General features: G+C 64.4%; 19 protein-coding genes. 4 read left to right on the top strand and 15 right to left on the bottom strand.

What is annotated here, in order from left to right:
* The 8 genes from HGI46_RS12910 to HGI46_RS12945 form a co-directional block, all read right to left on the bottom strand.
* Positions 1-1,620, bottom strand: coding sequence for a long-chain fatty acid--CoA ligase (locus tag HGI46_RS12910; protein WP_168904538.1), 1,620 nt, complete (start codon positions 1,618-1,620; stop codon positions 1-3).
* Between the two features lie 19 nt (positions 1,621-1,639).
* Entirely contained in the window at positions 1,640-5,230 is a 3,591-nt protein-coding gene (dnaE, locus tag HGI46_RS12915; protein WP_168904539.1) for a DNA polymerase III subunit alpha, read from the bottom strand.
* A gap of 339 nt (positions 5,231-5,569) precedes the next feature.
* A complete protein-coding gene (locus HGI46_RS12920) occupies positions 5,570-6,058 on the bottom strand; it encodes a glutathione peroxidase (protein ID WP_168904540.1) in 489 nt (162 codons plus the stop codon).
* Positions 6,055-6,288 (bottom strand): hypothetical protein, encoded by a 234-nt coding sequence (locus HGI46_RS12925; protein WP_168904541.1) that lies wholly within the window; start codon positions 6,286-6,288, stop codon positions 6,055-6,057. Before HGI46_RS12925 ends, HGI46_RS12920 begins: the two co-directional genes overlap by 4 nt.
* Before the next feature lie 59 nt (positions 6,289-6,347).
* Positions 6,348-6,611 carry a hypothetical protein gene (locus HGI46_RS12930; RefSeq protein ID WP_118073658.1) on the bottom strand — a complete coding sequence of 88 codons (264 nt, stop codon included), beginning with the start codon at positions 6,609-6,611 and terminating at the stop codon, positions 6,348-6,350.
* Positions 6,612-6,664: 53 nt separating this feature from the next.
* Positions 6,665-7,339: an ABC transporter ATP-binding protein gene (locus HGI46_RS12935; RefSeq protein WP_168904542.1), complete on the bottom strand. Its 675-nt coding sequence runs from the start codon at positions 7,337-7,339 to the stop codon at positions 6,665-6,667.
* A complete protein-coding gene (locus HGI46_RS12940; protein ID WP_168904543.1) occupies positions 7,332-8,573 on the bottom strand; it encodes a lipoprotein-releasing ABC transporter permease subunit in 1,242 nt (413 codons plus the stop codon). The genes HGI46_RS12935 and HGI46_RS12940 overlap by 8 nt, the downstream gene beginning before the upstream one ends.
* A gap of 112 nt (positions 8,574-8,685) precedes the next feature.
* A complete protein-coding gene (locus HGI46_RS12945; RefSeq protein WP_168904544.1) occupies positions 8,686-9,621 on the bottom strand; it encodes an MASE1 domain-containing protein in 936 nt (311 codons plus the stop codon).
* Positions 9,622-9,958: 337 nt separating this feature from the next.
* Here HGI46_RS12945 and purF point away from each other — a divergent pair, with 337 nt between their 5' ends.
* From purF to HGI46_RS12960, 3 genes are all read left to right on the top strand, one after another.
* Complete coding sequence (gene purF / locus HGI46_RS12950) at positions 9,959-11,449, top strand: amidophosphoribosyltransferase (protein WP_118073655.1); 1,491 nt, start codon at positions 9,959-9,961, stop codon at positions 11,447-11,449.
* A 1-nt stretch (position 11,450) separates the two neighbouring features.
* Positions 11,451-12,158, top strand: a complete 708-nt coding sequence (locus tag HGI46_RS12955; protein ID WP_168904545.1) for an SDR family NAD(P)-dependent oxidoreductase — start codon at positions 11,451-11,453, stop codon at positions 12,156-12,158.
* Positions 12,159-12,249: 91 nt separating this feature from the next.
* Positions 12,250-12,603 carry a PilZ domain-containing protein gene (locus tag HGI46_RS12960; protein WP_118074737.1) on the top strand — a complete coding sequence of 118 codons (354 nt, stop codon included), beginning with the start codon at positions 12,250-12,252 and terminating at the stop codon, positions 12,601-12,603.
* A 3-nt stretch (positions 12,604-12,606) separates the two neighbouring features.
* Here the strand turns inward: HGI46_RS12960 and HGI46_RS12965 are convergent, their stop codons facing one another.
* Both HGI46_RS12965 and HGI46_RS12970 read right to left on the bottom strand, forming a co-directional pair.
* Entirely contained in the window at positions 12,607-13,875 is a 1,269-nt protein-coding gene (locus HGI46_RS12965; protein ID WP_168904725.1) for a cyclopropane-fatty-acyl-phospholipid synthase family protein, read from the bottom strand.
* A gap of 37 nt (positions 13,876-13,912) precedes the next feature.
* The gene (locus HGI46_RS12970) at positions 13,913-15,292 is read right to left on the bottom strand and encodes a deoxyribodipyrimidine photo-lyase (protein ID WP_168904726.1); all 1,380 of its coding nucleotides are present in this window, start codon (positions 15,290-15,292) and stop codon (positions 13,913-13,915) included.
* Between the two features lie 84 nt (positions 15,293-15,376).
* Between HGI46_RS12970 and HGI46_RS12975 the strand changes: the two genes are divergently transcribed.
* The gene (locus tag HGI46_RS12975) at positions 15,377-16,117 is read left to right on the top strand and encodes a phosphatase PAP2 family protein (protein ID WP_168904546.1); all 741 of its coding nucleotides are present in this window, start codon (positions 15,377-15,379) and stop codon (positions 16,115-16,117) included.
* On the opposite strand, the gene HGI46_RS12980 is transcribed toward HGI46_RS12975, so the two are convergent.
* The 5 genes from HGI46_RS12980 to HGI46_RS13000 all read right to left on the bottom strand — a co-directional run bounded on the left by HGI46_RS12980 (position 16,114) and on the right by HGI46_RS13000 (position 20,818).
* Complete coding sequence (locus tag HGI46_RS12980) at positions 16,114-17,052, bottom strand: metal-dependent hydrolase (protein WP_168904547.1); 939 nt, start codon at positions 17,050-17,052, stop codon at positions 16,114-16,116. The two genes, HGI46_RS12975 and HGI46_RS12980, sit on opposite strands and share 4 nt — an antisense overlap.
* Before the next feature lie 56 nt (positions 17,053-17,108).
* Complete coding sequence (locus HGI46_RS12985; RefSeq protein ID WP_168904548.1) at positions 17,109-17,501, bottom strand: GxxExxY protein; 393 nt, start codon at positions 17,499-17,501, stop codon at positions 17,109-17,111.
* Positions 17,502-17,565: 64 nt separating this feature from the next.
* A complete protein-coding gene (locus HGI46_RS12990) occupies positions 17,566-18,618 on the bottom strand; it encodes a 2-oxoacid:ferredoxin oxidoreductase subunit beta (protein ID WP_168904549.1) in 1,053 nt (350 codons plus the stop codon).
* Between the two features lie 13 nt (positions 18,619-18,631).
* Positions 18,632-18,922 (bottom strand): hypothetical protein, encoded by a 291-nt coding sequence (locus tag HGI46_RS12995; RefSeq protein ID WP_168904550.1) that lies wholly within the window; start codon positions 18,920-18,922, stop codon positions 18,632-18,634.
* A gap of 6 nt (positions 18,923-18,928) precedes the next feature.
* Positions 18,929-20,818 (bottom strand): 2-oxoacid:acceptor oxidoreductase subunit alpha, encoded by a 1,890-nt coding sequence (locus HGI46_RS13000; RefSeq protein WP_168904551.1) that lies wholly within the window; start codon positions 20,816-20,818, stop codon positions 18,929-18,931.
* Between the last annotated feature and the right edge of the window lie 59 nt (positions 20,819-20,877).

Raw genomic sequence — 20,877 nt, forward strand, 5'->3', positions numbered from 1 at the left:
TCAGGCCACCTTGTCCCAGGCGAAGTCCCTGAACTGCTCGCGCAGGTCCTTCTTGCTGATCTTGCCGGTGCCGGTATGCGGGATCTCGTCCACGAACACCACCGCATCGGGCACCCACCACTTCGCCACGACGCCGCTCAGGAAGCTGCGGATTTCCTCCTGGTTGCACTCCATGCCCGGCTTCTTGACCACCACCAGCAAGGGCCGCTCGTCCCACTTGGGATGATAGACGCCGATCGCCGCCGCCTCGGCCACCGCCGGATAACCGATCGCCGCGTTCTCCAGTTCGACCGAGCTGATCCATTCGCCGCCCGACTTGATCACGTCCTTGGTCCGGTCAGTCAGCTGCAACGTGCCATCGGCATGGATCACGCCGACATCGCCAGTGTCGAACCACTGCCCGGCGACGACCGCGTCGGCTTCGGCCTTGAAATAGCGCTTCACGATCCACGGACCGCGAACCTGCAGCGCCCCTGCCGTCGTGCCATCGCGCGGCAGCACCTTCTCGGGATCGTCCAGATCGACGCAGCGGATTTCCACCCCGAACGGCGGCCGCCCCTGCATCGCCTTGACCGTGACCTGCTCGTCGAACGAAAGTTCGTCCCAGTTCCAGGTCTCGGCCCCCGTCGTTCCGATCGGCGAAGTCTCGGTCATCCCCCAGGCATGGGCCACCCGGCGCCCCGCGCGCATGAACCGCTCGATCATTGCGCGCGGCATCGCCGAACCGCCGGTGACGATGGTCTGCAGGCTCGGCGGGATTTCGCCGCCGTTGTGGGCGTCGACATGCTGCAGCAGCGCCAGCCACACCGTCGGCACGCCGGCCGAGCAGGTCACCTTCTCGCGGTTCATCAGCTCGCACAGCACCGCGCCATCGTTGACCGCCGAATAGACGAACTTCGCCCCCGCCGCCGCGCCCGCCCACGGCAGGCCCCAACTGGCCGCGTGGAACATCGGCACGATCGGCAGCATGACCGAGCGGCAGTCCATCCCGAACACCGGCGGACTGATCGCACTTAGGGCATGCAGCAACGTGGAGCGGTGCTCGTAGAGAACGCCCTTGGGATTGCCGGTGGTGCCGCTGGTGTAGCAGAGCATACAGGGATCGCGCTCGTCACCGTCGTGCCATTCGGCATTGCCGTCCTCGCCCGAAATCCATTCCTCGAAATGCAGCGCAGGCTCGCTGCTGTCGAAGCAGATGTAGTGCTCGACTGTCGGCCAGCGCGGCTTCATCCGCTCGACAATCGGCGCCCACTGCCGGTCAAACAGCATCACGCGGTCTTCGGCGTGATTGACGATGTATTCGAGTTGGTCGTCGAACAGCCGGGGATTGAGCGTGTGGAGAATGCCGCCGACGCCGACCGCGCCGTACCAGGAAACGAGATGGCGGTGATGATTCATCGCCAGCGTAGCGATGCGGTCACCCGGCTGCACGCCCAGCTTGCGCAAGGCCTGCGTCATGCGCAGGGCGTCATGACGGATGCCGGCCCAGTTGGTCCGCGTCTCGCTGCCATCGGCCCAGCGGCTGACGATCTCGCGGGTCGCATGCTCGCGCGCGGCATGGTCGATCAGATGAGTGACCCGCAGCTTCCAGTCCTGCATTGCGCCAAGCTGCTGAGTCATATCTCTCTCCATCCGGTTCTTATTCGACCAGCCGCAGATGCCTTTCCGGTCTTGCGGTCAGGGCGACATTGGCGAGTCCTTCGATCGGAATCAATCGCTCGATTAAGTCGCTGTCCAGTTTAAAATCATTGCCGAGCCTGACGAGCGGCTCCTTGGGTCCGCCGGTTCGCAGCCGCGCCAGCACTTCGCCCGTCGCCCCGGACCCGCGCGGCAGCAGCAGGGCCAGTTCGGTAACCGCCTCCGGCCTGCTCACTTCCAGCTTGAGCAGCATCCGCGACGAACTCGTCACCGAAGCCAGCGGTCGCGCCCCGCGCACCGTCACGCGCGGCGGCTCATCGGGGTTGGGCCGGTCCAGCTCGACATTGAGAAGCACGCAGGTCCCGTCCTTCGCCCACTGCTGAAACGGTTCGACCAGCGATTCCTCGAAGCACGAGGCCGAGAAAAGCCCGGAGCTGTCGGAGAAGTCGGCCATGACGAAGTCCTTGCCCTTCTTCGTCTTGCGCTTCTGCACGTTCTCCACCAGCGCCGCCATGACCGCGCCGGAACGCCCGCCCGGCTCGCCGCTGCTGGTCATCAGGCTGCCATAGGAACGCGCCCCATTGGCCGAGGCGACCGCGCGATATTCCTCCACCGGGTGCGCGGCGAAGTAGAACCCGAAGTTTTCCCGCTCCGCCGCCATCTGGTCGGCCCGGCTCCACGGCTTCGTCTCGGCAAGGCGCGTGGCGGGCGTGGCGTGGTCATCCCCGCCGAACAGACCGCCCTGCCCCGACGTGCGCGAGCGTGCCGCCTCGTCCGCCACCGCCATCAGCAATTCGGCATTGGCGATCACTCGCGCGCGGTTGGGCTCAAGGCAATCGAGCGCCCCGCCCGCCGCCAGCGCTTCCAACTGCCGCCGGTTCATCGACCCCGCCGGAATGCGCCGGAACAGGTCATCAAGCGAGGCATAAGGGCCATTGGCCTCGCGCTCCTCGACGATCTGCTCCATCGCCTTTTCGCCCACGTTCCTGAGGCCCGCCAGCGCATAGCGCACGGCAAAGCCGTCCTGCGTCCGCTCGACGGTGAATTCGGCCTCGGAATGGTTGATGTCGGGACCTGCCAGCGCCACGCCATTGCGGCGCATGTCGTCGACGAAGACCGAGAGCTTTTCCGACTGATGCATGTCGAAACACATCGAGGCGGCATAGAACTCGTGCGGATAGTGCGTCTTCAGCCACGCCGTCTGGTACGCCAGCAATGCATAGGCCGCGGCGTGGGACTTGTTGAAACCGTAGCCTGCGAACTTGTCGATCAAGTCGAACAGCTCGTTGGCCTTGGCCGCCGGAATGTCGGACACGGTCTTGCAGCCATCGACGAAGCGCTGGCGCTGCGCGTCCATTTCCGCCTGAACCTTCTTGCCCATCGCGCGGCGCAGAAGGTCAGCGTCGCCCAGCGAATAGCCCGCCAGGATCTGCGCGGCCTGCATGACCTGTTCCTGATAGACGAAGATCCCGTAGGTCTCGGCTAGGATCCCGGCGAGCTTCTCGTGCGGGTACTCGATGCTTTCGAGGCCATTCTTGCGCCGTCCGAACAGCGGGATGTTGTCCATCGGACCGGGGCGGTAGAGCGAGACGAGCGCGATGATGTCCCCGAAGTTTGTGGGCTTCACCGCGGCCAGCGTGCGCCGCATGCCTTCGGATTCCAGCTGGAACACGCCGACGGTATCGCCCGATTGCAGCAGCTTGTAGGTCTGCTCGTCATCCCAGGCGAGTGCCGAAAGGTCGATGCTGATGCCGCGCTTGGCCATCAGGTCCACCGCCTTGCGCAGCACCGACAGCGTCTTGAGGCCGAGGAAGTCGAACTTGACGAGGCCCGCATCCTCCACATGCTTCATGTCGAACTGCGTGACCGGCATGTCCGAGCGCGGATCGCGGTAGAGCGGCACCAGTTGCGCCAGCGGACGGTCACCGATCACCACGCCCGCCGCGTGGGTGGAGCTGTTGCGCGGCAGGCCTTCCAGCTGCATGGCAAGGTCGATCAGGCGCTTGACCTCGGGATCGCGGTCATATTCGCGCTTGAGTTCCAGCACGCCGTTCAGCGCACGCGGCAGCGGCCACGGATCGGTCGGATGGTTGGGCACCATCTTGCACAGCCGGTCGGTCTGCCCATAGCTCATCTGCAGGATGCGCCCGGTATCACGCAGCACGGCGCGGGCCTTCAGCTTGCCGAAGGTGATGATCTGCGCCACGTGGTCCAGCCCGTACTTGCGCTGGACATAGCGGATCACCTCGCCGCGCCGGGTTTCGCAGAAGTCGATATCGAAGTCCGGCATCGAGACGCGTTCCGGGTTGAGGAAGCGTTCGAACAGCAGGCCCAGCTTGATCGGATCGAGGTCGGTAATCGTCAGCGCCCAGGCGACCAGCGAACCTGCGCCGGACCCGCGCCCCGGCCCCACCGGAATGTCGTTCTCCTTGGCCCACTTGATGAAGTCGGCCACGATCAGGAAGTAGCCGCCAAAGCCCATGCGGTTGATGATCGCGATCTCGAACTCGAGCCGCTTGCGGTAATCGAGGACTTCCTCCCACACCCCGGCAACGTTGAGCTGCGGATAGTCGGCGGCATCCGGCTCGGCATCGGGGCCTAGGCACAGCACGCGCTCCAGTTCGGCGTGGGCGACTTCAGGGTAATAGGGTTGCAACCGCAGGACGAGGCCCTTGCGGCTGTCTTCGGCACACATCCGCGCCTCGCCTTCCTGGTCACCGGCAAGGCTCGGCAGGATCGGCTTGCGCTTGGGCGGCATCACCGCGCAGCGCTGCGCCACGACGAGCGTGTTCGCCAAGGCCTCCGGCAGGTCCTTGAACAGCTCCTCCATCACCGGCGCAGGCTTGATCCACCATTCCTTGCTCGAACGCGGACGGTCGGCGCTGTCAACGTGGGTGGAACTGGCGATGCACAGCATCGCGTCGTGCGCGTCATAGAACCCGCGCTCGGCAAAGCAGGCGGGATTGGTCGCCACCAGCGGCAGGTTGCGCGCATAGGCAAGATCGATCAGCGCCTCCTCGGACGCCTCCTCCACCGGCTCGTTCCGCCGCGCGATCTCGATGTAGAGCCGCTCGGGGAACAGCTCTTGCAAACGGTCGAGATAGGCCTCGGCGGCACTCTGCTGCTGCCCAGCCAGCAGTCGCGCCAGCGCCCCCTCGCCCGCAGCGGTCAGGCAGATCAGGCCATCGGTGTGCCCGACAAGGTCCGCCAGCACGACATGCGCCTCGAACTCCAGCGGCCGGTCAAGGTGCGCGCGGCTGACGAGATGGCACAGGTTGTCATAGCCGCGCGCGTCCTGCGCATAGAGCGCCAGCCAGTCGACCGTCGGCGCCGCAGGCCCGAACCCCGTCGCAGCCCCCTCGCGCTCGGGCCGGGCCACGGCGAGCATTGTGCCGATGACCGGCTGCACGCCCATGTCCTTGCACGCCTTGGCATAGGCAACGCTGCCATAGAGCCCGTTGCGATCGGTAATCGCCGCCGCCGCGAACCCGCGCTCCGCCGCCGTCTTGGCAATAGCCTTGGGATCGATCGCCCCGTCGAGCATCGTGTAGGACGAGAAGATGCGTAAGGGAACGAATGGGGCGTGGGGCATCCAGCCGATATAACATCTGGGATGGCGATTCAGGAGGGGTTGGCGGCGCTCATCCCCAATTCTGATAGCAAGGAAGAAATATGGTTCGCACTGAGGCGCAGAGGAAGCAGAGGCCGCGGGGAAAAAAGGGATATCTCACGCAAAGCCGCAAAGACGCGAAGATATGGCGCCATGCGGCGAAGCCGCTTTGTTTTGCTGGCCTTCAGTCGATTGGCGAAGGAGGCCTGCGGCGCGCACAACCTCTTTGCGTCTTTGCGGCTTTGCGTGAGACATCGCGGGCGAAGCCCGTCACCTTCTCTGCGCCCTCTGCCCCCTCTGCGCCTCTGCGCGAAACAGGAATCAGAGCAACGCCTCGATATCCTTCGCGATGCTCTCAGGCTTGTCCGTCGGCGCATAACGCCGCACGACCTTGCCGTCGCGGCCGATCAGGAACTTGGTGAAGTTCCACTTGATCGCCTTCGAGCCGAGGATGCCAGGGGCCTCCTTCTTCAGCCAGTCATAGAGCGGGTCGGCACCGTCTCCATTGACCTCGATCTTGGCCATGAGCGGGAAGCTCAGTCCGAAGTTGACCTTGCAGAAGCTCTCGATCTCGTCCGCCGAGCCCGGCTCCTGCCCGCCGAACTGGTTGCAAGGGAACGCCAGGACCTCGAAGCCCTGGTCGCCGTAGTCCTTCCATAGCTTCTCAAGGCCATCGTACTGCGGGGTGAAGCCGCACTTCGACGCGGTGTTGACCACCAGCAGGACCTTGCCCTGCTTGTCGGAAAGGTCGAGCATCTCGCCGTTGGGCTTCTTCACCTTGAAGTCGGCGATGGTCGCAGGTCCGCTCATGCCAGTCCCTCCCTTGCCGCCAGCTCAAGAATCTCGCCGACGTTGAGCGATTTGCCGCCAGCAACGTCAATTACCAGCCGGGCGCGCTGCGAAGAATCCATCGCGGCCACTTCCGCTACCAGTTCGCGCAAGGGCGCCTTCTTGAGGACGCTGAAATTGTACTGCATTTCCGAGCCGGCATCATTGCGTTCGTGCAGCGTCGCTTCGGCATTCCAATCAAGACTGGACATGTATTCTCCCCTTGTCGTGCAAATGGTTCGCACGACAAGGGGAGCGGATCAACGGCAAATCAGGCGGGAAAATCGATGCGGTGTGCGAGGGCCTGAATCTCGGCAGGCGAATACTGCCGGTCGCCGGATTTCTCGATGACCAGGTTCACCCGCTCGCTTTCGGACATGCGCGCGACCATGCGCACCATGTCGGCAAAGGTTCCGGCGTGCAGCGAGGCAAAGCCGTGGAACACGCCATCGGCGGCCTCCCGGCGCAGGACAACGGCGTGGTCATTCCAGAATGCGGCCGCATCTGCGGCTTCGGCGCGGATCGTGGTGTTCATGAGATACGATCTCCTTCTTCACGCCAAAAACGCGCGAAGGAGACGTTGTATCCCTATTCGAGCACGCCTTCGTGCAGGCGCACCACCCTGTCCATGCGCATGGCGAGACGCTCGTTGTGCGTGGCGATCAGCGCTGCGCTGCCCTCGCCGCGCACCAGCTTGAGGAACTCCTCCAGCACGCGATCGGCGGTAGCCTCGTCAAGGTTGCCGGTCGGCTCGTCGGCCAGCACCAGTTCGGGCCGGTTAGCCAGCGCACGCGCCACCGCCACGCGCTGCTGCTCGCCGCCCGAAAGCTGGCTGGGCCGGTGATCGAGACGCTTGGCCAGCCCCAAGGCCGTGAGCAGTTCGGTTGCGCGGGTTTCGGCTTCGGCACGGGTCCTGCCCGCCACCATCTGCGGCAGGACCACGTTCTCGGTGGCGTTGAAATCGGGCAGCAAGTGGTGGAACTGGTAGACGAAGCCAAGGTGATCACGGCGCAGCGCCGTGCGGTCATCGCCTGAAAGCTGCGAGGCATTGGTCCCGGCAATCTCGATCAGCCCCGAAAACCCGCCTTCCAGCAAGCCGATCGCCTGCAGCATCGTCGACTTGCCCGAGCCAGAAGGCCCCAGCAGCGCGACGATCTCGCCGGGGCGGATATCGAGGTTCACCCCGCGCAGGACGTCGATGGTCACGCCGCCCTGGCTGAACGAACGGCGCAGGTCCTTCAATCTGACGACTGGATCACTCATAACGCAGCACCTGAACCGGGTCCGTGCTGGCAGCCTTCAGCGCGGGATAAAGCGTGGCAAGGAACGAGAACAGCAGCGCCATCAAAGAGATCGTGGCGATCTCGACCGGGTCGGACCGGCTGGGCAGTTCCGTCAGAAAGCGGATCGACGGGTCCCACAGGTTCTGACCCGTAAGCCACTGGATCGCATTCACGATCGGCTGGCGGAAGAACAGGAACACGAAGCCGAGCAGCAGGCCGGACAGCGTGCCCAGCGCGCCGATCACAAAGCCGATCGTCACGAAGATCTTGAGCAGGCTCTTCCGCGTCGCGCCCATCGTCCGCAGGATCGCGATGTCGCGGGTCTTGGCGCGCACCAGCATGATCAGCGACGAGAGGATGTTGAACACCGCCACCAGCACGATGATCGACAGCACGATGAACATCGCCACGCGCTCCACCGCCAGCGCCTCGAATAGGCTGGCGTTGATCGTCTTCCAGTCGGTGACGACGGCAATGCCATCGAGGCTCTTGGCAACGGGAGCCAAGGTCTGGGACACGGTGTCCGCGTTGGTCGTCGTCACCTCGATCATGCCGATGGAATCGCCGGTCAACAGCAGGGTCTGGGCATCGGCGATGGGCATGACGACATAGGCATTATCGTAGTCGTAGATGCCCACTTCGAAGATGGCGGATACGGTGTAGGCAATCTCGCGCGGGACCGTCCCGAACGGTGTAGAGCGCCCTTGCGGATTGATGATCGTGATGCTGTCGCCCACTCGCGCACCGAGGTTCTGGGCAAGGCGCGAGCCGATTGCGACATTGCCCGAACCTGGCCGCAGCGAGGCGATCACCCCGTCGACGCGCTTGTCCTCCAGCCGCTTGATGTCACCCGCAGTGTTGCCGCGAACGAGGATGGCCTCGACCCGGCCGTTGAAGCTGGCCAGCAGCGGCTGCTCGATCAGCGGCGAGGCGTGCGTCACGCCGGGCGTTGCTTCGACCTTCTTGAGAATGTCCTGCCAGTCATCGAGCCGCCCGCCATAGGCCTGGATGATCGCATGGCCGTTCAGCCCCACAATCTTGTCGAGCAATTCGGCGCGGAAGCCGTTCATCACGCTCATCACGATGACCAGCGCGGCTACGCCGAGCATCACCGCGACGAGGCTGATGCCGGCAACAAGCGCGATGAAAGCCTCACCCCGCCCCGGCAGCATGTAGCGCTTGGCGATGGTCCATTCGAATGGCGACAGGATCAAGCAGAAGTCCTCAGACAGGAATAGGCCGCCGGAATGCCGGAGACGGTTGCGGATGTAGGCTGGAGCGCGGCAAACGGCAATGTCTTCGGCAATCGGTATGCCCAAGCGCCTTTCAGAACACGCCTCTGGTCCGTTCCAGTTCGGCGATGCGCGTCTGCATCTCCTGCATCTCGATGATCCGGCGATGGCGCTCGCACGAGAGCGGGAGGGCCGCCAGAACGCTCACGCCGACGTAGAGCTGGAAGAACTGGATGCGATCGCCGAATTCGACGTCCATCCCGGCAATCGGGCCGTGCCCCAGGATCGTCATCGCGCCGCCCATCCCGATCAGGAGAAGGGGCATCAGCGTGGTAATCGCCGCCGGCGCCAATGCCGACGAGATCATCAGGAACACCAGCGGGAAGACCAGCAGCGCCCGCATGTCGAGGCTGAAGACCAGGCCGGTGAGTAGCAAGAAGGTACCGAACACCAGCGTCGCCAATGGCAACTGCCGCGCCGATGGCAGGAAGCTCTGCCCGCGCCCGAGGCGGTGATAGATATAGTGGAACACCGGCAGACATGCGACCAGCCCCAGGGCGTGGCCGATGATCCAGTGCGTGAAGTTCTCGATCGGCGGCCGTCCCAGCCCCAGCCAGGTAACCAACGAAGCCATGCCCCCGGTTACGAGCGGTATGGTCAGGCCGATGCCGAGGTAGAACGAGGTCACCCATTCGAGGATGTCGTGCGGCCAGAACGCCTCGGTAATGCGTCGCCAGACGAGCGCCACTGCCGCTGCCTCGGCCATGTTGATCAGCGCCATGGGCACAGCGGATGCCCAGCCCAGCCCGAAGTAGCCGGTCGCAATGGCGCTTACGAGACCGCACGGGATGAGCCAGCGCGGCCATAGCCTGACCGGCAGATGGATCAGCCGCCCAGCCAGCAAGGCACTGGCGATCCACACCATGGCAACCCCGCCCGTAAACCGGCCGAACGCCACCGCGCCAAAGGCCAGCGCGAAGTAGGCGATGGCTGTACTGACCGGACCAGCAAGGGAACGTGCGAGGCGCATGGGTCCGTAATTGCAGCATTCTGGTTAATTTTTTGCAGTGCGTCGCAGGCAATATCATCGAATCCCGCAATCAGCGCAGGACGACGCCGAGCAGGTACGACAGCGTCCCGGCGGTCACGAACAGCGCGACCAGAGCAAGCAGGATGATCCTGACCATATTCACCTGAAATCTCCATCCGCTGCGGTTCGTGGCCCCAACTACGCGCCAGAAGACTCGCGGTTCCCCACCGGAACCACCACTCCGGCGAACCTTGCCCTTGCCAAGGCACGCAAACGTCGCCATTTGGGCGCCAGAAACCGGCCGGCGCGCACGCGCCCACGCGAGTCCATGGGACCCATGACCACAGATCACGAATTTCTCGATGCAACGCCGTGGGACGTCGGCGCCGATGACGACAAGCTGCGCGAGGAGTGCGGCATCTTCGGCGTACTCGGCGTTCGTGACGCGGCGGCGACAGTCGCGCTCGGTCTCCATGCCCTGCAGCACCGCGGGCAGGAAGCTGTCGGCATCACCAGCTTCGACGGGCGGGAGTTCTATTCGCGCAAGGGCATCGGCCACGTCGCGGCAAACTTCTCGACCGGATCGGCCATCGCCGAACTGCCGGGCATGATGGCCTCGGGCCACGTCCGCTATTCGACCACCGGCGGCGCGGGCCTGCGCAACGTGCAGCCGCTCTTTGCCGATCTTGCCTCCGGCGGCTTCTCGATCGCGCACAACGGCAACATTTCCAACGCGATGTTCCTCAAGCGCGATCTCGTCCGCAAGGGCGCGATCTTCCAGTCGACGTCGGATACCGAGGTGATCATCCACCTCGTCGCGACGAGCCGCTACCCCACTCTGCTCGATCGCTTCGTCGATGCGCTGCGCCTGATCGAGGGCGCCTATTCGCTGATCTGCATGACGCCGCAGGGCATGATCGCCTGCCGCGATCCACTCGGCATCCGCCCGCTCGTCATGGGCAAGCTCGGTGACGCGGTGGTCTTCGCCAGCGAAACCGTCGCGCTCGACGTCGTCGGCGCCGACTTCGTGCGCGAAGTGGAGCCGGGTGAACTGATCCAGGTCGATCTCGACGGCAATCTCAGCACCCACCGCCCCTTCGGCACGCCCAACGCCCGCCCCTGCATCTTCGAGCACGTCTATTTCAGCCGCCCGGACTCGGTCATGGGTGGCAGCTCGGTCTATCAGGTGCGCAAGGCCATCGGCGCGCAGCTGGCGATGGAAAGCCCGGCCGACGCCGACCTCGTCATCCCGGTGCCAGACAGCGGCGTTCCTGCCGCGCTCGGTTACGCCCAGCAGTCCGGCATTCCGTTCGAACTGGGCATCATCCGCTCGCATTACGTCGGCCGCACCTTCATCCAGCCCTCGGACGGCGCGCGCAACGCTGACGTGAAGCGCAAGCACAACGCCAACCGCGCGCTCGTCGCCGGCAAGCGCATCGTGCTGATCGACGATTCGATCGTGCGCGGCACCACCAGCCTCAAGATCGTGCAGATGATGCGTGATGCCGGCGCTGCCGAAGTCCACATGCGCATTGCCAGCCCGCCGACCGAGCATTCGTGCTTCTACGGCGTCGACACGCCCGAACGCTCGAAGCTGCTCGCCGCGCGCATGGACGTTGCCGCCATGGCCGAGTTCATCCACGCCGACAGCCTCGCTTTCGTCTCGATCGACGGCCTTTACCGCGCCGTGGGCGAGGCCGAGCGCAAGAAGTCGTGCCCGCAGTATTGCGACGCCTGCTTCACCGGCGAATATCCCACGCGGCTGACCGATCTTGCCGATCGTGACAGCCCCGACCAGCTTTCGCTGCCGGTCGGAAAGGTCGCGTAAGATGAGCCTTGCGGGTCAGGTCGCGCTGGTCACCGGCGCCAGCCGCGGCATTGGCGCGGCCACGGCCAAGGCACTTGCCGCTGCCGGAGCGCACGTCGTTCTGGTGGCGCGCAACGCCAAGGACCTCGAAAAGATCGAAGAGGAAATCTTCGAAGCAGGTGGCAGCGCCACGATTGCTCCGGTCGATCTCTCCGAAGCTGACAGCATCGCCCGTCTTGCCACGGCGATCTCTGGCCGCTGGAAGGCGCTCGACATCCTGGTGATCAACGCTGCCGTCCTGCCGACGCTTACCCCGGTCTGGCAGATCGATGCGCGCGAGTTCAACCAGGCACTGACGCTCAACGTGCTGGCAACGCAGGCGCTTCTCGCCGGCTTCGACGGCATGCTGCGCAAGAGCCAGGACGCCCGCGTCATCGGCGTGACGAGCAGCGTCGGCGCCACCCCGCGTGCCTACTGGGGTGCCTACGGTGCTACCAAGGCAGCGTTCGATAACCTGCTCAACTGCTATGGGCAGGAAGTGCGCAACACCGCCTCGATCCGGGTTGCCGTGGTCGATCCGGGCGCAACCCGCACCAAGATGCGCGCCCGCGCCTACCCCGGCGAAGACCCGCAGACGGTCAAGGCTCCGGAAGTCGTTGCTGAACGCATCGTTACGCTTCTTGGTGAACAATTTGCCAGTCCGCACCGCATCCGCGTTAACCAGAACTGATAGCGCCTAATTAACGTTGCCGCGCGATTCTTTGCAAAGGTTTGCCGACCCGTCGGCAGGCCGCAAACGCAATGGGTCGAGGTCGCCCGGCATGACGACGACGGATTGGAATACAAACATCTATGGGCAGGCCGCGCTCGAGGATCGCAGCGCGCCCCGCCAACGTGTCAATATTCCGGCAACACTCAGGCCGTCCGGCGGCAAGGGCTTCCAGACCGTCGTACTCGATCTATCGCTCGGCGGTTTCTGCGCCAATGCGCTGCAACGCATGCACACCGGCAATCGCTGCTGGCTGACCCTGCCCGGCATGGAAGCGCTGCAGGCCGAGGTTGTGTGGTGGGATTCCGGCCGCGTCGGCTGCGCCTTTGCCAACCTGCTCAGCCCCATCGTCCACGACAACATCCTCGCCCGCTATCGCGGTGACGGCGTGTTCCGCCGCCCCTGACGCTCATCGCTTTACCAGCGTCACCTGGCTGACGTTGATCCCGCCGCCGCGGAACCCGCCTTCGCAATACATGAGGTAATATCGCCAGAGGTTGACGAAACGCTCGTCGAACCCGGCAGGCAATCTTCCATCGACCACAGCGAGGTCTAGTGCCTCGCGCCACAGCTTCAATGTGCGCGCGTAGTCGAGCCCGAAGTCCTCGCGATCCTGCCACGTCAGCCCGCGTTCCTGCGCCAGTCGCGCGAACTCGCGCTCGCTGATCAGCAGGCCGCCGGGGAAGACATAGGCCTGGATGAAGTCTGCACTGGCGGCATAGGCATCGAACAGGTCGTCACGGATGGTGATGTACTGCAGCGCCGCCCGCCCGCCGGGCTTCAGGCAGCGGGCAAGGCAATCGAAGTAGGACGGCCAGTATTCACGCCCCACCGCCTCGACCATCTCGACGCTGGCGATCGCGTCGAACGTGCCATCGACATCGCGATAATCTTGGTGGCGGTACTCGATCCCGCCCAGCCCCGACGACGCCAAGGCATCGCGCGCCCATTCCAGCTGTTCGTCGGAAAGGCTGATGCCGGTCACCCGCGCTCCGGTCGTCTCGGCCAGCCGCCTCGCGAGAAAACCCCAGCCGCAACCAATCTCGAGCACTTCGCTGCCGGGTTTGAGCGCCAGCCTGGCGCCCAGCCGGTCAACCTTGTTCGCCTGCGCCTCGGCCAGCGGTGCGTCAGCTGAAATGCCGTCCCACAAGGCGCTGGAATAACTCATCGTTGCGTCGAGCCACTGGCGGTAGAAATCGTTGCCGAGATCGTAGTGCGCGGCGATGTTCCGCCGTGCCTGCGCTCGCGAATTCTTGCGCAGAAAATTGAGCGCCCTGCCCGCTATCCGCCACGGGCCTTTGGCGCGGCCGACGTCGCCCAAGGTGGCCGCGTTGCGCATGAACAGATCGAAGATCGGCACCGGATCGGGGCTGTCCCATTCGCCTTCGACCCAGGCTTCATACCAGCCGATCGAGCCTGCCGTGGCCAGCCGCACAAGCGCATTCCAGCTGTGGAGGTTGATGCGGGCCACCGGCCCCTCGCCCCGCCCGCCGACAGTTCGCTGGCTGCCATCCGGCAAGGTAGCGTGGATCGTGCCAAGAACCAGACCGCGGTCGATCCTTTCGACAACGCGCTCGAACGGTCCGGCAAACAGGAGTGCAAACCAGCGGCCGACGGCAGACATGTTCCAGCCCCCGGCCACCAGATGCCGTCCCCTCGATGGCGTCTGTGCAGTCATGGGCGGGATATGCGGCTCCGCAGCGTAACGCGCAAGGTCAGCCATGCGCCTTCATTGCATCATGTGCCGCCAAAGCCCGCGCCCGCGCTTCGGCGTGGGGGACGATCATTTTGGGATAGCCCTTTGGTGGAACCTTCGGATCGTGGATCTCCGCGTCGGAAAGCCTGGCAAGCTCGGGCACCCACTTGCGGATATAGCCCGCAGCATCGAACTTCGGCGATTGCGTGAGCGGCGCCATGATCCGCACGAACATGTTCGAATCTACCCCGGTGCCCGCGGTCCATTGCCAGTTGACCGCGTTCGAACCGTAGTCGGCATCGACCAGCGTGTCCCAGAACCAGCGCTCGCCTTCGCGCCAGTCGATCAGCAGGTGCTTCACCAGAAAGCTCGCCGCGATCATGCGCACGCGGTTGTGCATCCACCCGGTGCGCCACAGTTCGCGCATCCCGGCATCGACGATGGGATAGCCGGTGCGGCCCTGCTGCCATGCTGCCAGCCCCTCGGGATCGTCACGCCACTTCAGCCGATCATAGGCTTCGCGCGCGTTTTTCGAACCATATTCCGGGAACTGCACGATCACGTTCTGGGCATAATCGCGCCAGCCAAGCTCGCTCAGGAACACGTCGACCGATCCGCCAGCGTCGGCGACCCACTGCCACACCGTCGCCGGGGATATCTCGCCAAAGTGCAGATGTGGGGAAAGGCGTGACGTTCCTTCGATCGAAGGCAGATTGCGGCATTCGTCGTAGCGTGCGGCGCGGTCGGCGAAGACTTCAAGACGTTTGCGCGCGCCCTCTTCCCCGGGGGTCCATTCCTCGCGAAACCCGCCTGCCCAATCCGGCGCGGTTGGCAGCAGCTTCCAATCATCGAGTTTGTCGCTCGTGGGCCAATGCTCCGGCGCCTCCAGCTTCTGCGGCGCTTCAGTCGGATGAGCAGGCGGCATCTGCTCCTTCAGCGCGTGCCAGAACGGCGTGAAAATCTTGTACGGCGCGCCGCTTCCTGTCTTCACTGCACCAGCAGGGGCGAGGTAGTTCCCATCGTGCAGGACAAGTTGCATGGCCTTGGCTACGGCCTTCTCCGCATTGCGCCACCACGGCTCGTAGTGGTGCAACGCATGGACGACCCGCGCCCCGGTTTCGCGGCGCACAGCCGCCAGTTCCTCTTGCACCTTGCCTCGCCGCAGGATCAGTCGCGAGCCCCGCTTGCGTAAGCTGGCATCCAGGCTGGCAAGGCTGTGATGCAGCCACCAGCGCGAGGCACCACCCATGCGGCAGTGCCTGGGCGTCTCGTCATCGAGCACATATACCGGGATAACCGGCCCGGCCTCGGCGGCTGCCAGAAGCGCAGCCTGATCGGCCAGACGAAGATCGCGCCTGAGCCAGACGATTGACGGCTCGGCCTGCGTCGAGGATGGCACCAGTTCCCTTTCCTTCACGTTTGCAACCCATGGCAAACCGTTGTGCGGGAACAACGTTTGCCCATGTCTCGTTCCTAGCAACCGATGATCGAACCCTCCCCCGAACGAAACCTGCCCCAAAGGGCGCGAAGCTGGCGGATTTCGCCCCGCCACGCCCTCATCGCGGCGGCGGTGTGCTGGGCCGGGTTCATGATGGTCGTCCTGCTGATCATGACCGGACGCGGTGAGGCAATGGACAGCGCTGGCCTGCTGTTCTGGAGACGCGGGGCGGACCTGGTGCCCGCCGGTCCGCAATGGCTGCTCGAGGCGGTGCGCGATCTGACGGCGCTCGGCGGAGTCCTGCTGCGCAACCTCATCCTGATCGGCGTGCTCGCCGCGCTGCTGTTCCTGCGTCTGAAGCGCGAGGCAGTGCTGCTGACCGCGACCGTCATTGGCGGATGGATCGTCAACTCGCTGGTCAAGCTGGCGGTCGGCCGCCCCCGCCCGATGATCGTGCCGCACCTGACCGAGGCTGGCGGGCAGAGCTTCCCCAGCGGCCACAGCTTCAATTCGGCGGTCGTCTACATCGCCATCGCTCTGGCCTTTGCCGCCATGAGCCCGCGCCGTTCGGTGCGCTGGACCCTGATCATCAGCGCCATGGTCTTGAGCATCGCCATCGCCGTCAGCCGCGTCTGGCTCGGCGTCCACTTCCCGACCGACGTTGCAGCGGGGTGGCTTGGCGGAGCGGGCTGGGCGTTCCTCGCCTCGGCGCTGCTGCACAAGCCCGCCAAGGCCGTGGCAGAACAGGCCGACGACGTGCTGGAGACGCTGACGCCCGACCCCTAACAGGCAGGCAGGTTGACCACCGTGTTGAAATTCCGCGCCATAGCCGGACCCGTGAAACGGGCATCGGCAAACGTGACCGTGGCCTGACACCCCTGCGTCTTGACCCTTGCGACCGGCATCTGCGACCAGGCAAGGAACTTGACCGCGTCGGGCGTGGCGCGGGCTGCCTGCTGGACCAGCGGTAATGCCATGTTGTCGGGCACGCTTGCCCCCTGCCCGGTCACACGCAGTGCACCCTGCAACGGATCATAATGGCCGAAAGAGATCACACCGTTCTCTCGCCAGATCATGTCGCGCTTCCAGAAGCGCAAGGGCGCGGGCGAGGCAAAGACGCGGTCGGGCTGCGGATAGGGCTCGCTTCTGAGGAGTGCTTGGCAGGCCATCGCCGAAATGCCCATGTTCGCGCCGATGAACACGGCGCCTGCAGCAAGGGCGAGGAGCGCCTGCCCGCCCCGCTCTCGACGTCGCGCCAGCCAGATCCCACCGCCCAGCATCGCCAGCAGCCACGGCGACACGATGAACAGGCCGTCGGTGTGGAACCATTCTTCGCTCATCGGCGAGAACAACTGGATTGCGTAGACGTTCTGCAGATCGAGCAGCGGATGGGTGATAGCGCCTAAGTAGCTCAGCAGCACCAGCCAACCGAAGCGCAGCGGTGGCGCGTCTGCTGCGATCTTCCCGCGCGAGACCTCCCAGCGATCGAGCAACCACAGCAGCGCAGCGAGAAACGGCGGCATCAGCACCACGCCACCGACCAGCCCATGCGTGAACCCGCGATGCATGGCGAGCGGTGCCCACGGCGCCCAGCCGAAGAACACGTCGATATCCGGCATGTTCGCCGCCAGCACCAGCGCTGCCAGACCTTTGCGCGTCCGGCGCTTAAGGCCGGTCTCAGCCAGCGCCCACCCGGCAAGGCTATGCGTCAGGTTGTCCATGATTATGTCTCACGCAAAGCCGCAAAGACGCGAAGATGTTGCGTCCGGAGGATGGGTCATCTGTGATTGTTCACGATGCGCTGGAGGCCGTCCTTGAAGGTAGCTTGTCCGAAGTTCATCAGTAGGCCGAGAGGCAGGTCTAGCAAGCGCAGGTAGGTCAGCACCTGCTTGCCATGAACGGCCGCCGCTCTCTCAGTGGATTTCAGTTCGAGCAACAAGGTGCCCTCAATGATCAGATCGGCCTTGAATGCGTTGTCGACGACAACGCCTTTATAGGTAATCGGAACAGAGACCTGCCGCACCACTTTCAAACCTCGGTCGGTCAGGGCGGCAAACAAAAGAGCTTCATAAACGGACTCCAGAAGCCCCGGGCCGATGTCCCGGTGCAACTGGAATCCACAATCAACCGCTATGCGGGCGAGCGCCTCGATCTCCTCAAGCCGCGACATCTTCGCGTCTTTGCGTCTTTGCGTAAGAAAATCGGATCAAGCGCCCACGTCCAATATTGGCTCCTCAAACCGGATCGGCAGCCGTTCCGCTGACCGTCCAGGTCTGGCCCTTGCCGAGCAGCTTGGCGAGGTTGGCGTCCTTGCCCTTGCGGGCCTGTTCGTCCTGGCCGAGCAGCACGTCTTCATAGGACGGACGGGCATCGTCGTAGATCACGCCCAGCGCCATCGGGAACGGGCCGAACGGCATTTCCACCAGCATGTGCGCCAGCGCGCGGTTCTTGACGTTGTGGACGATCACGCCCGCCGCCTGCCAATCGCCATCGACAACATCGACGACCTTGAGCGTCAGCGTCTCCATGTCGAGCGCGATGCCCTTCACGCCGCCCGACTTTTCCGAACCGAACAGCATCGGCTCGCCATCGGTCAGCCACAGCTGGTTCTGGTCGGCCACGCCCTTGGCGACGAAGTCGTCGAAGCGGTCCTTGTTGTAGACGATGCAGTTCTGGAAGATCTCGACAAAGGCCGCGCCCTTGTGGGCATGGGCCGCCTTGAGCACGCCGGGCAGGTTCTTCGACACGTCATAGGCCCGCGCGATGAAGCGAGCGCCCGACCCCAGCGCAAAGGCGCAAGGCAGCGCGGGACGGTCAACCGAGCCCAGCGGCGAAGTCGGCGAATTGGTGCCTTCGCGGCTGGTCGGCGAGAACTGGCCCTTGGTCAGGCCGTAGATCTCATTGTTGAACAGCAGGATCTGCACGTCCACGTTGCGACGCAGGATGTGCATCGTGTGGTTGCCGCCGATCGACATGCCATCGCCATCGCCCGTCACCAGCCAGACGTCGAGGTCCGGGTTGGCGAGCTTGATGCCGGTGGCAAAGGCGGGTGCGCGACCGTGGATCGTGTGGAAGCCATAGCTTTCCACATAGTACGGGAAGCGGCTCGAGCAGCCGATGCCCGAAACGAACACGGTGTTCGAAGGATCGGCGCCGATTTCCGGCAGGGTGCGCTGCACCGCCTTGAGGATCGCGTAGTCGCCGCAACCCGGGCACCAGCGCACTTCCTGGTCGGTTTCCCAGTCCTTGAGCGTGGTCTGGACCGCGATCTTGGTCATCTCGTTCATGGATCTATCCCATTCAAGGACGCTGAATAACTATCGAGCGGGCATCCTTGATTTCTTGCCCGTTCAACTGTGTCGCTGCGAACGCCGTTAGCAGGATGTCCCCATCCACCTCAGCGACCCAAGCGACATTGTCTCCAACGTCAAAATACTGGCCGTCTTCCTCGCACCCGAAGGTTTCGCCCCCGGTTCTTGGAAACCGGTCCTTCAGGTGCCGCGAGAACGAAGCCCAATCGACGCCCTTCATCTGCTCAAGATGTTCTGCAGCAAACTGTGCAATCATCTGGCGCGCCTTCACTTCGTCCATAAAAACTCAATTCTGTACGAGCGCAGCTTCGATCGCGGCTTCGATTTCCGCGATGGTGAAGGGCTGGCCACTGGTCTTGTTGAGCGGCTGGGCGTCGATCAGGAACTGGTCGCGCAGCACGGTCTTGAACTGGCCGGTGTTCATCTCGGGCACCAGCACCTTGTCATAGCCGCGCAGCAGATCGCCGAGGTTCGACGGCATCGGCCAGATGTGGCGGACGTGGACGTGGCTGACATCGAGGCCCTTGCGGCGGGCGCGGCGCACGGCCTGATAGATCGGGCCATAAGTGCTGCCCCAGCCGACGACCACGAGCTTGCCCGAGGTCTCGCCGTGGTTGACTTCCTGCAAGGGAATCGAGTTCGCAACGCCATCGACCTTGGCGCGGCGCGCATCGGTCATGATCTGGTGGCTTGCCGGGCTGTAGTCGATATTGCCGGTGCCGGGGTTCTTCTCGATGCCGCCGATGCGGTGCATCAGGCCAGGAGTGCCGGGCTTGATCCACGGACGCGCGCCCTTTTCATCGCGCGCGAAAGGCAGCAGTTCGCCGTTGGGGCCGTTCTTCGCTTCGAGGAACGTCACCGGGAACGGCTTGAAGCTTTCCGGATCCGGCACCTTCCACGGCTCGGCCGCATTGGCGATGTAGCCATCGGTCAGGAGCATGACCGGGGTCATGTATTCCACCGCGATGCGGCAGGCCTCGATGGCGACTTCGAAGCAGTCCGACGCGCTGCGCGCGGCGATCACCGGCATCGGCGCGTCGCCGTTGCGGCCATAGACCGCCTGGTAAAGGTCCGACTGCTCGGTCTTGGTCGGCAGGCCCGTGGACGGGCCGCCGCGCTGCGAGTTGACGATGACCAACGGCAGCTCGGTCATGATGGCAAGGCCCATTGCCTCGCCCTTCAGCGCGATGCCGGGACCCGACGACGAGGTCACGCCCAATTGGCCCGCATAGCTTGCGCCGATGGCCGAGGCGATTGCGGCGATTTCGTCTTCCGCCTGGAAGGTGGTGACGCCATATTCCTTGAGCCGGGCAAGGTTGTGCAGGATCGCGGAAGCCGGGGTGATCGGATAGCCGCCGAAGAACATGTGCAGATCGGCCAGCTGCGCGCCCGCAACGAGGCCGAGGCTGATCGCTTCGGCACCGGTGACGGTGCGGTAGAGGCCCGGTTCGCTCTCGACCGGAGCGATGTGGTACTGCTTGAGCGGCCCTGCCAGTTCGGCGGTTTCGCCATAGGCATGGCCCGCGTTCAAAGCGGCGATGTTGGCCTGCGCCAGCACCGGGTTCTTTGCGAACTTCGCGTTCAGCCAGTCGACCAGCGGCTGACGGTCACGATCGAACATCCACAGGGCAAGGCCCAGTGTCCACATGTTCTTGCAGCGCAGCGCTTCCTTGTTGCCAAGGCCGAAGGGCTTCACCGCCTCGAGCGTCAGCGCCGAGATGTCGAACGCCAGCAGCTGCCACTTCTCGAGGCTGCCGTCCTCGAGCGGATTGACCTCGTACTTCGCCTTCTCGAGGTTGCGCTTGTTGAACTCGCCGGTGTCGGCAATGATGAGGCCACCGGCCTTCAATGCGCCGACGTTGGTCTTCAGCGCCGCCGGGTTCATCGCCACGAGCACGTCGGGCTGGTCGCCCGCAGTGTCGATCTCGGTCGAGCCGAAGTTGATCTGGAAGGCAGAGACGCCGAACAGCGTGCCTTGCGGCGCGCGGATTTCCGCCGGGAAGTCCGGGAAAGTGGCAAGATCGTTGCCCGCCAGCGCCGTGGAAAGGGTGAACTGACCGCCGGTCAGCTGCATGCCGTCGCCCGAGTCACCGGCGAAGCGCACGACCACCGCTTCGGGGGTCGGCGATTCCTTGCCGCCCGTCAGCGCGTCCGGTCCATCAACTAGTGTAGCCATATCGTCCTCTGCTGCGCCCGGGAGTTTCACCCAGTGCTGACACGCGCCTATGCCCCTCG

Source organism: Novosphingobium sp. ERW19, assembly GCF_012641315.1.
Classification (GTDB): domain Bacteria; phylum Pseudomonadota; class Alphaproteobacteria; order Sphingomonadales; family Sphingomonadaceae; genus Novosphingobium.

Excerpts from the sequence above, each read along its gene's own strand:
- HGI46_RS12980 (WP_168904547.1), bottom strand. The coding sequence starts at position 17,052 with ATGGACAACCTGACGCATAGCCTTGCCGGGTGGGCGCTGGCTGAGACC.
- HGI46_RS12945 (WP_168904544.1), bottom strand. The coding sequence starts at position 9,621 with ATGCGCCTCGCACGTTCCCTTGCTGGTCCGGTCAGTACAGCCATCGCC.
- HGI46_RS12920 (WP_168904540.1), bottom strand. The coding sequence starts at position 6,058 with ATGAGCGGACCTGCGACCATCGCCGACTTCAAGGTGAAGAAGCCCAAC.
- HGI46_RS12960 (WP_118074737.1), top strand. The coding sequence starts at position 12,250 with ATGACGACGACGGATTGGAATACAAACATCTATGGGCAGGCCGCGCTC.
- HGI46_RS12995 (WP_168904550.1), bottom strand. The coding sequence starts at position 18,922 with ATGGACGAAGTGAAGGCGCGCCAGATGATTGCACAGTTTGCTGCAGAA.
- HGI46_RS12955 (WP_168904545.1), top strand. The coding sequence starts at position 11,451 with ATGAGCCTTGCGGGTCAGGTCGCGCTGGTCACCGGCGCCAGCCGCGGC.
- HGI46_RS12990 (WP_168904549.1), bottom strand. The coding sequence starts at position 18,618 with ATGAACGAGATGACCAAGATCGCGGTCCAGACCACGCTCAAGGACTGG.
- HGI46_RS12925 (WP_168904541.1), bottom strand. The coding sequence starts at position 6,288 with ATGTCCAGTCTTGATTGGAATGCCGAAGCGACGCTGCACGAACGCAAT.
- HGI46_RS12910 (WP_168904538.1), bottom strand. The coding sequence starts at position 1,620 with ATGACTCAGCAGCTTGGCGCAATGCAGGACTGGAAGCTGCGGGTCACT.
- HGI46_RS12975 (WP_168904546.1), top strand. The coding sequence starts at position 15,377 with ATGATCGAACCCTCCCCCGAACGAAACCTGCCCCAAAGGGCGCGAAGC.
- HGI46_RS12985 (WP_168904548.1), bottom strand. The coding sequence starts at position 17,501 with ATGTCGCGGCTTGAGGAGATCGAGGCGCTCGCCCGCATAGCGGTTGAT.
- purF (WP_118073655.1), top strand. The coding sequence starts at position 9,959 with ATGACCACAGATCACGAATTTCTCGATGCAACGCCGTGGGACGTCGGC.
- dnaE (WP_168904539.1), bottom strand. The coding sequence starts at position 5,230 with ATGCCCCACGCCCCATTCGTTCCCTTACGCATCTTCTCGTCCTACACG.
- HGI46_RS12965 (WP_168904725.1), bottom strand. The coding sequence starts at position 13,875 with ATGACTGCACAGACGCCATCGAGGGGACGGCATCTGGTGGCCGGGGGC.
- HGI46_RS12930 (WP_118073658.1), bottom strand. The coding sequence starts at position 6,611 with ATGAACACCACGATCCGCGCCGAAGCCGCAGATGCGGCCGCATTCTGG.
- HGI46_RS13000 (WP_168904551.1), bottom strand. The coding sequence starts at position 20,818 with ATGGCTACACTAGTTGATGGACCGGACGCGCTGACGGGCGGCAAGGAA.
- HGI46_RS12935 (WP_168904542.1), bottom strand. The coding sequence starts at position 7,339 with ATGAGTGATCCAGTCGTCAGATTGAAGGACCTGCGCCGTTCGTTCAGC.